Annotated in this window: 12 protein-coding genes and 1 pseudogene; 9 read left to right on the forward strand and 4 right to left on the reverse strand. The window is 50.9% G+C overall.

Features of this window, described 5'->3' with window-relative positions; translation table 11 throughout:
• On the forward strand, positions 1–531 hold a 531-nt coding region (locus tag ACTF7Q_RS09065), incomplete at its 5' end, for an NUDIX domain-containing protein (protein WP_438997523.1).
• Here the strand turns inward: ACTF7Q_RS09065 and purH are convergent.
• The 4 genes from purH to ACTF7Q_RS09085 all read right to left on the reverse strand — a co-directional run bounded on the left by purH (position 528) and on the right by ACTF7Q_RS09085 (position 6,888).
• Complete coding sequence (gene purH / locus ACTF7Q_RS09070; protein WP_438997524.1) at positions 528–2,102, reverse strand: bifunctional phosphoribosylaminoimidazolecarboxamide formyltransferase/IMP cyclohydrolase; 1,575 nt, start codon at positions 2,100–2,102, stop codon at positions 528–530. The two genes, ACTF7Q_RS09065 and purH, sit on opposite strands and share 4 nt — an antisense overlap.
• 133 nt (positions 2,103–2,235) lie before the next feature.
• Positions 2,236–3,555: a chromate efflux transporter gene (gene chrA, locus ACTF7Q_RS09075; RefSeq protein ID WP_438997525.1), complete on the reverse strand. Its 1,320-nt coding sequence runs from the start codon at positions 3,553–3,555 to the stop codon at positions 2,236–2,238.
• A 108-nt stretch (positions 3,556–3,663) separates the two neighbouring features.
• A complete protein-coding gene (locus ACTF7Q_RS09080; protein ID WP_438997526.1) occupies positions 3,664–5,214 on the reverse strand; it encodes a heparinase II/III family protein in 1,551 nt (516 codons plus the stop codon).
• 201 nt (positions 5,215–5,415) lie between these two features.
• Complete coding sequence (locus tag ACTF7Q_RS09085) at positions 5,416–6,888, reverse strand: RsmB/NOP family class I SAM-dependent RNA methyltransferase (protein WP_438997527.1); 1,473 nt, start codon at positions 6,886–6,888, stop codon at positions 5,416–5,418.
• A gap of 134 nt (positions 6,889–7,022) precedes the next feature.
• On the opposite strand from ACTF7Q_RS09085, the gene ACTF7Q_RS09090 reads away from it, so the two are divergent.
• The 8 genes and pseudogenes from ACTF7Q_RS09090 to ACTF7Q_RS09125 all read left to right on the forward strand — a co-directional run.
• On the forward strand, positions 7,023–7,196 hold the full coding sequence (locus ACTF7Q_RS09090; RefSeq protein ID WP_438997528.1) for a DUF1674 domain-containing protein: 174 nt from the start codon (positions 7,023–7,025) through the stop codon (positions 7,194–7,196).
• A 43-nt stretch (positions 7,197–7,239) separates the two neighbouring features.
• The gene (locus ACTF7Q_RS09095; RefSeq protein WP_438997529.1) at positions 7,240–7,566 is read left to right on the forward strand and encodes a DUF1491 family protein; all 327 of its coding nucleotides are present in this window, start codon (positions 7,240–7,242) and stop codon (positions 7,564–7,566) included.
• A gap of 62 nt (positions 7,567–7,628) precedes the next feature.
• Entirely contained in the window at positions 7,629–8,642 is a 1,014-nt protein-coding gene (gene dusA, locus ACTF7Q_RS09100; RefSeq protein WP_438997530.1) for a tRNA dihydrouridine(20/20a) synthase DusA, read from the forward strand.
• A 41-nt stretch (positions 8,643–8,683) separates the two neighbouring features.
• Entirely contained in the window at positions 8,684–9,271 is a 588-nt protein-coding gene (locus tag ACTF7Q_RS09105) for an inner membrane-spanning protein YciB (RefSeq protein WP_438997531.1), read from the forward strand.
• 211 nt (positions 9,272–9,482) lie between these two features.
• Positions 9,483–10,187, forward strand: coding sequence for a corrinoid protein (locus tag ACTF7Q_RS09110; protein ID WP_013045959.1), 705 nt, complete (start codon positions 9,483–9,485; stop codon positions 10,185–10,187).
• Between the two features lie 13 nt (positions 10,188–10,200).
• Entirely contained in the window at positions 10,201–10,818 is a 618-nt protein-coding gene (locus ACTF7Q_RS09115; RefSeq protein ID WP_438997533.1) for a DUF1638 domain-containing protein, read from the forward strand.
• 16 nt (positions 10,819–10,834) lie between these two features.
• On the forward strand, positions 10,835–11,152 hold the full coding sequence (locus ACTF7Q_RS09120) for a virulence factor (RefSeq protein WP_438997532.1): 318 nt from the start codon (positions 10,835–10,837) through the stop codon (positions 11,150–11,152).
• Between the two features lie 195 nt (positions 11,153–11,347).
• A pseudogene (locus ACTF7Q_RS09125) lies at positions 11,348–11,729 on the forward strand (metFprotein); the annotation flags it as partial.

Consider the following 11,729-nt stretch of genomic DNA (forward strand, 5'->3'; position numbering starts at 1 on the left):
CCGTCCGATTTTCCGCAGGCATTGATGGATTTTGCCAATGCGGTCTGCACCGTCAAAGCCCCCGGATGTAGCCACTGTCCGCTTGCCACATCCTGTGTTGCTGGGCGGCATGGTAGTGCCACTAGCTTTCCGGTAAAGGCCGCTAAAAAACCAAAACCGACACGTCGCGGTATTGCCTTTGTGGCTTTTGATACCGAGGGGCGTTGTCTGCTTGTCAAACGTCCGGATAAAGGGTTGCTGGGTGGAATGCTGGCCTTTCCTTCGGCGGGATGGGATCACCGTGCACCTGACAGGATCGCTGATCTTGGCGATGCGCCTTTTGCGTCTGACTGGACGCTTCTTGATGATCCTGTCCAGCATGTCTTTACGCATTTTGCACTGGATATGCAGATAGCCGTGACGCGGCTTGATGCAGGTGTTGAATCTGTTCTGCCTGACGGAATTGATGCTAGCTGGGTCACTCCACGTGCCGCCGACCTGCCTAGCCTGATGCGCAAGGTGCTAAAAGCAGTTCAGCCGCATCGCCCTTAATGATTAAAATGCCGCATGCCGGTAAAGACCATCGCCAGACCGGCGTCATCGGCTGCCGCGATCACCTCGTCATCTTTCATTGATCCACCAGGCTGGATAATCGCCGTGCTACCAGCCTTGGCAATCGCTTCCAGCCCGTCGGCAAACGGGAAAAATGCGTCCGATGCGGCTACCGATCCTTTTGTGCGTGGGCTGTTCCAGCCATTTAGCTTGGCCATATCTGCCGCCTTTTGCACGGCGATGCGCGCCGAATCTATCCGGCTCATCTGACCAGCGCCAACCCCTGCTGTGATGGCATCTTTGACAAAGACAATCGCGTTCGATTTGACATGTTTGGTGACTTTCCACGCAAACAGCATATCGTCAATTTCGGCATCAGACGGGATGCGCCTAGTCACGATTTTCAGATCATTACGGGTGATGACGCCATGATCGCGTGTTTGCACCAGAAATCCGCCTGCTACAGATTTGAAAATAGGCGTAGATATCGCCGGATCAGGCATCGCCCCGGTTAGCAACAGCCGCAGATTGGGTTTAGCCTGCATAACGGCGATTGCCGCTTCCGATGCGTCTGGCGCAATCACAACTTCAGTGAAAATGCTGGTGATGGCATGAGCCAGCGCTTCGTCAAGTGGCCGGTTCAACGCGACGATTCCGCCAAAGGCACTGACTGGATCGGCGGCCAGCGCATGTTGCCATGCTTCGATCATGCTGTCGGCACTGGCCACACCGCACGGATTGGCGTGCTTGATAATCGCCACTGTTGGCGCCTCAAATTCGGCGGCCAGTTCAAAAGCCGCATTCGTATCATTTATATTGTTATAGGATAGAGGCTTGCCCTGAAGCTGGCGCGCGTTGGTCACGCCCGGGCGGTCGTCGCCATGGCTATAGAGGGCGGCTTGCTGATGCGGGTTTTCGCCATAACGCAGGGCATTGACGCGGGTGCCAGCAAGACTTGTGCTCTTGGGCAAATTAGCTTCATCTGATGCCATCCAGTTAGCAATCGCGCTGTCATAGGCGGCGGTACGGGCAAAGGCAGTCATCGCAAGCTTCTGGCGAAGCACAAGGCTGGTGCCACCGTGGGTTACGATTTCTGATCCTGTTACCTCATAATCATCCGGATCACAGATAACGGTCACAAAGTCATGGTTTTTTGCGGCGGCGCGGATCATCGCGGGCCCACCAATATCGATATTTTCTATCAGTTCACTGCGGTCATCGGTGCGCTTTAAAGTGGCTTCAAAAGGATATAGATTAACCACCAGTAGATCGATATCGTCGATAGCCTCGGCTTTCATTGCGGCAAGATGGGCGTCATTATCGCGCCGCGCAAGCAATCCGCCATGAATCTTCGGATGCAATGTTTTGACACGTCCATCCATAATTTCGGGAAAGCCGGTAACAGCCGAAACATCGGTCACATCCAGTCCGGCTTCGCGTAGCATTTTTGCCGTGCCTCCGGTCGATAACAGCTCGATTCCTGCGGCGGCTAAAGTGGCGGCAAATGCGGCAAGGCCGGTCTTGTCTGAAACTGATAAAAGGGCGCGGCGGATAGGGCGTATCATAGTCATATGTCCAGCAGTGAAACAGGGAATAGACGAATTCCAGATCAAAGATCCATTAGGCTAGGTTATGACCCAAGCTAGCCCAAAAGGCAATTACCTGGCGCTTGGATTATCCGGATTATGTAGGCTTTATGACGAACTAGATAAAGCTCATACCCCAGCCCATAATTGCCGCCGCCAGCACGATATACCAGACATCCCATTTCAGCCGGAACAGCATCAATGCCGAAGCGCCAGCCATAACTATGGCGATGATATCGGGTGTCGATGGCACAATGACTCGCACAAAGCCAAAGGACTGGGTGACCACATCGGCAAAAAACACATGGGCGGCAAACCAGATTGACAGATTGGCAATCACCCCGACGACAGCTGCCGTTATTGCGGCTAGTGCTGATTGCAATCGCGGTTGCGCGGTGATCCATTCGATATAGGGTGCGCCAACAAATATCCATAAAAAGCACGGGGCAAAGGTTGCCCATAGCGCAACCATCGCGCCAGCTACCCCATAGACAAAGCTGGTTTCGCCGTCACTGCGATATCCGGCGATGAAGCCAACAAATTCGGTCACCAGAATCAACGGTCCCGGCGTAGTCTCAGCCAACCCCAACCCATCCATCATTTCGGTTGTGGTCAGCCAGTGAAATTTATCAACAACATCTTGACCAAGATAGGCAAGACCGGCATAGGCACCGCCAAATGTCACCACTGACAGCTTCGAGAAAAATACGCCTATCGCCGCCAATATCTCACGGTCATCGACCAATCCGACTAGCACCAGAGGTAACAGCCAGATGATAAGCCATAACACCGCCGGACGCGCGGCATCTGTCAATTTTGGCCGTATTGATCGCGCCTTAGCGCGATGCGCCATGCTGTCACTGTCTGGTGATGATTGCCCCTGCATGAAGCCGATGATCGCGGCAATACCAACAATCAGGGGAAAAGGCAGGTTGAGGGCGAAAATACCCAGGAATGCACCGAACGCGATCAGCCAGTGATGCCAGCCTGACAAGGCGCGTCGCCCGACCTTTATAAGGGCCTGAATGACAATGACGACAACCGCTGATTTAATGCCCAGAAACAGCGCCGCAACAAGGCTGTTAGTGCCAAACACCACATATCCGGTTGCCAGTGCCAATATCACCAGCGCCCCGGGAATGACGAACAGCAATCCGGCAATTAATCCGCCCAGAACCCCATGCAGACGCCATCCAGCATAGGTGGCTAGCTGCATCGCTTCGGGACCAGGCAACAGCATGCAAAACCCCAGCGCATTGAGATATTGCTTTTCGCTTAACCAGCCTTTGCGCTCGACAATTTCGCGGTGCATCAATGCCATTTGTCCTGCAGGACCGCCAAAGGATAATAGTCCGATTTTCAGCCAGAGCCAGAAGCTATCGGTAATCGATGGGCTTGCTTGTTTCACGACACTATTCCTTACTTGTGACCCAGTCATGGCTTTAATTCATGCCATCCCGTGCCCAGCAAAACAAGGCGTCATAAAAAAGCATGACCGTTAATAACTACACTATCTTCACGAAATATTTATTACAGCTAATTTTACTTAAACTGTGTCGTTGCGCTGGAACGCCCATTTTATGTGCTGACTGCCAACCGACCGGATATTCGTCATTGGCGCGGTCAGAACAATCTGTTGTGCTGATTGGCGCATGCCAGCGTCAAAATAGATAGATGTGTCGATCGAAACGTTGCATTGTCCAGCTTTGAAAATCCAACCTATCCGGTTACCGCGGATCTTCATCAGCACGCGGCCATTGCCCAAAATGGCGGCGCTGACTTTCGGATGCAGGTGAAAGCGGATAATTGCCTGACGTGGTAATTCGCCAGGCGCGCCAGTATATTCCAGCCGGTCAGCCCCGCGCAGATTGCCGCCATTTGTGGCCAGATACAATGTCCGCTGATGCACAATGCCATGTGATTTTTCATAGCCGCTATGACTGGCTGTTGTCATTAATCCGCCATCAACCTGACCAAATTCAATATCGCTTGTGCTGGCGATGCGATTATCGCCAAATGATGACGAATTCTGTCCATCAAGGCTCAGCGTTGAATGCGCCGATGTTGAGCAAAGCAATCGATGAAGGTTTTCGCCAATAGGCGGTTGCCCGGGATTAACAATCAGCAAATTTGATCCAAAACTAAATTCAAACCCCAATGTGCCAAATCCGGTGATATTGGCCTCATCACATGGGGCGCCAATATCCATGATGATGGTTGAGCGACCCGATGAAAAGCGCATGAAACCAGAATAGGGAGCATGTTGTAGAACTTTACCGCGTGATCCTGCGCGGGCAAGTGTTTCATCGATCAATTCAGCGGCCACAATGCCGGCGCCATTCATATGCGTAAATGACCCGTTGCCATGCCGCCACATACGGCAAATAGCACCCATTTTGCCAATGATATGATCCAGCGTTTTATCTTCGCCCAGCCCGGCAAAGGCTGATGCACTTCTAAACTCGATCAGATCGCGCAACATATAGAAATGCGTTTCAGGCATCCGGCTTTTATGGCCACCATCGTCAAAAATTTGGGCTTCGATTCGTGGTATTGCGATATCTAATAGCGCTTGCATCTCATCTTGTGAACAGCCAAGCGCAGCTTCGGCAACAGCCAGCCCCTTGAGCGCGGTGATCTGACTATCTTTACTGTTAAGCCGCCGCCAGTCCAATACCAGACAATGGGCTTGCCGGGCAACCGATGCGGCCAGTTTGTTCTGAAATTCTTCAGTAGCAGATACGCCATACCAACCATAACAGAACAACAGATTGGATAAGCGCGTGCCCATGACATCAGGTTGCCAGTATTCGGGATGCCAGTTGTGATTTTTGTCTAGCCAGGCTTCGATAAGCCTGCGGGCGGCTGTGCGGGCGTCATTACCGCCGCGTGCGCGTAAATCGCGAAGCCAGTTGAAATTGTGAAATGATTGGGTTTGAACGCTATCAGCATGTGCTGCGCTTAAAAATACCGAACCATCAGCCGCATTACCACGCCAGTTATCCTGCAAACCGCCATTGATTATAGCACGCTCATGACGTGCCAATGGCCACCGGAACAAGCCACTACGGCGAAACAGCTGTTCCAGCCTGCCCACCTTCCATGCCTTACTTTGCCCCGGCTTTATATGGTTTTCATGCAATGCCATACAGTAAATTTACGCTCTATCCAGAGATTGCCTTTGAGAACCTTAATGCAGACAGTTGTCATTCAGCAAATTGTATTGAGATCATTGGCGTTGGGTCATGTCCTAATAATAAGATTAACATAAACCTATCACATGACCGTTAAAAACTAGTTACACCAGCGCAATAAGACGTGCCGCAAAAAATCCATCCACCCCACCGATATCGTCATATTGATGTGGTAGGATACGCAATGTGCCGTCTTTGGTCAGCGACCGTGCAAAAATACCGGCTTGATCGGGGGTAATGGGGTCAATAACGATTTTGTCTTCACCAGCGTCGATAATCGCGGCAATCATTTCCTCGCCTTCTTCGGGTTGCAGCGAACATGTTGCATAAACAAGTTGCCCACCAGCCTTTAACCAGCCTAGCGCGGTTGTTGCCAGTTCCCATTGCAGATTTTGCAATGACTCGATGTCTTCAGGCTGGCGTCGTCCCAGAATATCGGGGCGGCGACGCAAGGTGCCCGTGGCCGAGCAGGGCGCATCAAGCAGAATGGCATCAACCGGCATATCGGGCACGAACTGTCGTCCGTCAACCTGTTTTAAGGTCGCTTTCATACCCAATCGACCTAGATTGCGCCGCAATCGGTCAATGCGTTTGCGACCACTGTCAATCGCTGTGACAGTGGCGCCAGCGGCGACTAACTGAGCTGTTTTCCCCCCTGGTGCCGCGCATAGATCGATAACGTCCTTACCCTTGACATCGCCAAGAAGCCTTGCTGGCAGGGCGGCGGCGGCATCCTGAACCCACCATTCGCCATCGGCAAAACCGGCAAGGCGCGACGGGTCGCCATCAAAGGCACGGCGGATCGTGTAATTATCGATCATTGTACCTTCTAACCTGCTTGCCATGGTTTCGGGATCGGCCTTTGCTGAAATATCAAGCGGTGGCGGATTCATCGCCATGTCGGCAAGTTTGCTGGTGGCATCATGCCCCCAATGATCGTTCCAGCTTTGCAAAAGCCAGTCAGGAAGATTGTCAATAGGTGCTGTTGTTTCAAAACGGGCATCACCTTCGCGTGTCAGTCGTCGCATAACCGCATTGGCCATGCCACATAGCCGCTCAAAACCTGATTGGCGCATCAATTCAACAGTGCTATCGACGGCGGCATGCGCCCCTGTTTTCAATATCAGCAACTGTACGGCGCCCATCAGCAGAATCAAATTTGCATTGGCTTGTGCACCAAAAGGTCGCCGCGATATCATCGGCGCGATAACCTTCTCAATTTGTCCACGGCGGCGCAGGCACGTGGTTGCCAGCAAACGCACAAAGCGGCGGTCACGATCATCGAGTTTGCTTATATCTTCTTGAGCTGTCAGCGCATGGTCAAGCTGGCTTCCCGCTTCAACAGCGCATAGCAATTCATAGCAGATTTGCCGGCTTTTTAGAATCGATTGTGTATCAGGTTTGTCAGGTTTTGGTTGTTTTGCCATTTTGGGTTTGGCTTTTGCCTTTCCCATATCTGGTTTTGCCCCCCGTTTGCTGGCTGGCTTTTGCGCTCTTATGCCTGGCTTGGGCGCTTTAGGCTTTAATTTTAAGGTTGGTAATGCTGTGGCTACAGGCTTGGATGCGTCATCACTCATTGGGTGTTCCATCTTCAAAAGGTGCTTCACGAACTGTCCTTAAAACAGCCTGCATCACAGTATGTCATGCGGTATGCTCGGCAATATACCGAGCTGCCTTGTTTTTGGCAGTGATAAGGGGCATATACCTTAACATGACACGAGACAAGAAAAACACGACTAATGCACCATCCACGGATGATAAAAAGCCCATCCAGCCTGATGCGGTGACTGAATCTTTGGTGCCGATTGAACGCAATGGTCCCAAAGGCCCCGAACCCACCCGTTATGGCGATTGGGAACAAAAAGGCCGGTGTAGTGACTTTTAGACGATCTCTCGATGTTCGTTTTGGTGGCTAAGGGCTGGTTGATATGGCGCGGCTGAAGTCGGGCATGTTGGTTGCGGCGGCATTGCGCTATGCCAGTCAGGAATTGATCGATTGCGTTCTGGTGCGCCGCGGTGATGCGGATGCAGGTGCCATATTCATTCATATGAATGCAGGCTTTGATCAGCATAAAATTCTGGCACGTATTTTAGATTTTGACGGTGCCTATAATTGGCAGCCGATCACGGGTGCCGGTTGGGTTGATGCTGACACGGCACGCGCGCGTCTTGATAAGGAAATTAGCCGTGATCCTGATGCTTTTGTGCTGGCGGTGGATGACCCCAAAGGCCGCAATCCTTTTGACGTTATTTAGCGCCTTAGTCCCACGCCCCCACAAGGTTAGATTTTTTCGATTTTTTGTCGTATAAGGCATGCATGACGGATCACAACCGACAGCATATTGATCGCCGCCTGTCGGTGGCACCGATGATGGATTGGACAGACCGGCATTGCCGTTTTTTCCTTCGTCTTGTTGCGCCTGACGCGTTGCTATTCACCGAAATGGTGACAGCGGATGCAATCATCCATGGTGATTGTGAACGTTTACTAGGGCATGATCAGGCTGAGCATCCTTTGGCTTTGCAGCTTGGCGGCAGTGATCCGGAAAAATTGGCAAAAGCGTCCAGAATTGCGATGGATTACGGTTTTGCCGAAATTAATCTCAACGTCGGTTGTCCGTCGGATCGTGTGCAATCTGGCCGTTTTGGTGCTTGCCTTATGGCCGAGCCTGACTTGGTTGCCGAATGTTGTAGCGCCATGGCATCAGTGACGGCAGGTTTCGATGTGCCGGTTTCGGTTAAATGCCGGATTGGCATTGATGATATGGATTCCGAAACTGGGCTTGATGCCTTTACCCACGCGGTGGCTGATGCTGGTGTCACATTATTATATGTACATGCCCGCAAAGCCTGGCTGAAAGGTCTTAGCCCTAAAGAAAACCGGGATATTCCGCCTTTGGATTATGACCGCGTCAAACGCCTTGTTGGTGCCTTTCCTGCGATTGATGTTCATATTAATGGTGGCATAGTCACACTCGATACAGCGCGGGAATTAGCACCAGATTTCGCAGGCATGATGCTGGGGCGCGCGGCTTATAAAACGCCGATGATTTTGACGCAGATTGCCTATGAATTATTCGGTACTATGCCGCCTAGTCGCGCAGACATTGCCGCTAGCATGGCTGATTACGCAGATGTTAAAACCGCCGCGGATGTTCCCCTTCATGCGATCACCCGGCATATGCTTGGGCTTTATAATGGGCAGCGCGGTGCCAAGCTTTGGCGCCGGAGCCTAGGCGAAGATGCGCGTTTGCGCTCAGCCGACGGTGGCCAACTTATCCGTGAAACGGCAACTGCCTGCGAAGCGCTTGCTGCGCAGCTTGCAGCGTGATCTATCTCGTGCTTTATCCACTCACTCAATAGGAAAAAATTGTGACCGAACCGAAACTATCCACCGACAGCCACGTTGAAAAGCCAGCGCATTCTGGCCGCCGCTTTATACTTGATATGGGGCCATTGCTATTATTCTTTGGTGCAAATTATCTTTATCATGATTTGATGTTCAGCATAAAGGTTCTGGTTGGGGCTACGCTTATTGCGCTGGCAATTAGTTGGCGGCTAGAACGCCGGATACCGATGATGGCGGCCTTTGGATGTCTGGCGCTGGTGTTTTTCGGTGGCCTGTCCCTGTATTTTGACAATGAACTATTTATCAAAATCAAGCCAACAGTGGTGACGTTTCTTCTGGCGGCGGCAATTGTAGGTGGCCGGCTTATAGGGCGTAATCCGCTTGCCGCCATTATGGGTGGGCAGATGAAGCTGACTGACAAAGGCTGGAGGCTGATTAGCTGGTTATGGGCACTCATGTTCTTGACCACGGGGGTGGCAAATGAAATTGCATGGCGTGTCCTTAGTACGGATGACTGGATTACCTTTAAAGTCTTTGGCATCACTGGCATTTCATTGGTTTTTGTGATTATCAGCGTGCCGCTTTTGCAGAAACATCAGATCGAAGATTAGGTAATATATCTGGCTACTAGCTGGACAAAAAATCTAATTGTGAAGCTGATTCAGACATGATGTCGCAAAAACAGCATAAAAAGTCGCGTCAGCTTCAAACTGTAGCACATGAATATCGCAAGAATTCAGAGTGATGTGGTGTGTAAGCTCATAATATGCGCTGTATCAATATGATCAATCAAAGGCGAAAGCCCGATGCAGGAGTCACGTAATGGCTGACGAAGATGAAATTATCCTTGCTGACCTAGATGACGACGAACTTGTCCAACAGATGCATGATGATCTTTATGATGGTCTGCAGGACGAAATCGTCGAAGGTGTCAATATTCTGCTTGCGCGCAAATGGACACCCTATGAAGTTCTGACCAAGGCACTTGTCGAAGGCATGACCATTGTCGGCATTGATTTCCGCGATGGTATCTTGTTTGTGCCTGAAGTTTTGATGGCGGCAAACGCCATGAAGGCTGGCATGGTTGTGCTTCGCCCGCTTCTGGCTGAAACAGGCGCGCCACGTGTCGGCACAATGGTCATTGGCACGGTCAAAGGTGACATTCACGATATTGGTAAAAACCTTGTCTCTATGATGCTTGAAGGTGCCGGTTTTGACGTCATCGATCTTGGCATTAACAATCCGGTTGAAAATTATCTTGAGGCGCTTGAGGAACATAAGCCGGACATTCTTGGCATGTCGGCTTTGCTCACAACAACCATGCCTTATATGAAAGTTGTCGTTGATGCGATGATCGAAAAAGGCATTCGCGATGATTATATCGTGCTTGTTGGCGGCGCACCTTTGAACGAAGCCTTTGCTGACTCGGTTGGTGCTGATGCCTATTGCCGTGATGCGGCGGTGGCTGTCGAAACGGCTAAAGAAATGATTGCGGCGCGTCGTGCGAAAGAACAGGCGGCTGGTTAGTCCATCAACGCATATGGAGGCACCGGCAGGCGTTTTGATGATTGCCTGCGGTGCTTTGGCGCGTGAAATTCTTGATATTACCAAACAATTACCGGCTGGTGCGGTTGAACTCACATGCTTGCCAGCGATATGGCATAACCATCCAGAAAAAATTGTGCCAGGTCTGAAGCAGAAAATTGATGCTGCCAAAAAATCTGGCCGTAATGTCGTTGTGATATATGGTGATTGCGGAACAGGTGGCGCCATTGACGCCTATCTGGAATCCGAATCAATCCCGCGTATTCCTGGCCCGCATTGCTATGAAATGTTCTTGGGTAAGCCTGATTTTGACGCCGAAATGGAAGCCGAGCTTGGCACCTTTTTCCTGACTGATTATATGGTGCGCCATTTTGAACGTCTGGTCATGAAGGGCATGGGATTGCGCCAGCACCCACAGTTACGCGACATGTATTTTGGCAATTACAAACGCGTATTATATATCGCCCAGACCGAGGATCCGGCCTTGGTGGCCAAGGCCCGCGCGGCAGCAGCGATGTTAGCACTTGATTTTGACTATCGTTTTGCTGGATATGGTGCATTTACAAATTTTATTGGGGCCGCCAGCCAGACGGCTAACGCGGTAAATAGTTAACTCGACGGGGGCTAACATGGCTAATTTAATCACCCTGTATTGGCGCGATATTCCTGCACAGGTCATTGCCGAACGCGGACGTGGCCGGAATCGTGAACAGGCAAAAATTGAACTTCCCAAGCGGTTCTCGATTGCGATTGACGCGGCGGCGATGCGCGATGGGGCTGATGGAACAGATGATTATCTGGCCGAATGGCGTCGTGCTGATCCGGTTACATGCGGTGAGGATCTTGATGCAGAAGCCAAATTGCATGCTGAAAAGCTCGAACATGATTATCCATCTGAAAGGGTAAAGCTTCTGGTCGAGAATGGTGGTTTCCAGCCCAATAATTAGGCATTGCAAACGGACTATTTTTGAGCGCCGTATGACCGAAATTATACTTGTTTTAGATGTCGTAAATGGAAGATAGAAAGGCGTCGCCAAGCCATCCTGATTGATGCTAAAAGACGATGGTCTTTCTGCTTAATTGTTATGCGATCAATAATTGTCGTATATAGATTCAATAATAAATGAGTTTTGAGGTTACCAATGTCCGCTACTATTGAACAAATCCAAGCCGCCGCGACTGACTGGTCAATCGAAGTGACGCCTAATGGAGCGTCAAAAATCGACAGCTTTGCTGATTGTCTGGCACCTGGCACGACAGTTAATGTCACTTTCCTGCCTGGCAGTGATCCAATGGATACGGTTGCGGTTGCCCAACGCTTGCATAATGATGGCATGAATCCGGTGCCGCATCTGGCTGCGCGGTCATTGAAAGATATTGACCAACTTGATGCATTATTGTCGGCGTTCACCCAGAAAGCAGGCGTTAGCGAAGTTTTGGTCATTGGCGGTGGTGTTGATAATCCGGTTGGTCAGTTTGCCTCCAGCATCGAAGTGCTGAACACGGGTTTGATTCAGAAATATG

The sequence above is a fragment of the Puniceispirillum sp. (SeqCode) genome, assembly GCF_965657105.1.
In the GTDB taxonomy this organism is placed as follows: domain Bacteria; phylum Pseudomonadota; class Alphaproteobacteria; order Puniceispirillales; family Puniceispirillaceae; genus Puniceispirillum.

What these genes read in the sequence shown, in the direction of transcription:
- purH (WP_438997524.1), bottom strand. Translation starts at nt 2,102, where the DNA reads ATGACTATGATACGCCCTATCCGCCGCGCCCTTTTATCAGTTTCAGAC.
- chrA (WP_438997525.1), bottom strand. Translation starts at nt 3,555, where the DNA reads ATGACTGGGTCACAAGTAAGGAATAGTGTCGTGAAACAAGCAAGCCCA.
- ACTF7Q_RS09085 (WP_438997527.1), bottom strand. Translation starts at nt 6,888, where the DNA reads ATGAGTGATGACGCATCCAAGCCTGTAGCCACAGCATTACCAACCTTA.
- ACTF7Q_RS09090 (WP_438997528.1), top strand. Translation starts at nt 7,023, where the DNA reads ATGACACGAGACAAGAAAAACACGACTAATGCACCATCCACGGATGAT.
- ACTF7Q_RS09095 (WP_438997529.1), top strand. Translation starts at nt 7,240, where the DNA reads ATGGCGCGGCTGAAGTCGGGCATGTTGGTTGCGGCGGCATTGCGCTAT.
- dusA (WP_438997530.1), top strand. Translation starts at nt 7,629, where the DNA reads ATGACGGATCACAACCGACAGCATATTGATCGCCGCCTGTCGGTGGCA.
- ACTF7Q_RS09110 (WP_013045959.1), top strand. Translation starts at nt 9,483, where the DNA reads ATGGCTGACGAAGATGAAATTATCCTTGCTGACCTAGATGACGACGAA.
- ACTF7Q_RS09115 (WP_438997533.1), top strand. Translation starts at nt 10,201, where the DNA reads ATGGAGGCACCGGCAGGCGTTTTGATGATTGCCTGCGGTGCTTTGGCG.
- ACTF7Q_RS09120 (WP_438997532.1), top strand. Translation starts at nt 10,835, where the DNA reads ATGGCTAATTTAATCACCCTGTATTGGCGCGATATTCCTGCACAGGTC.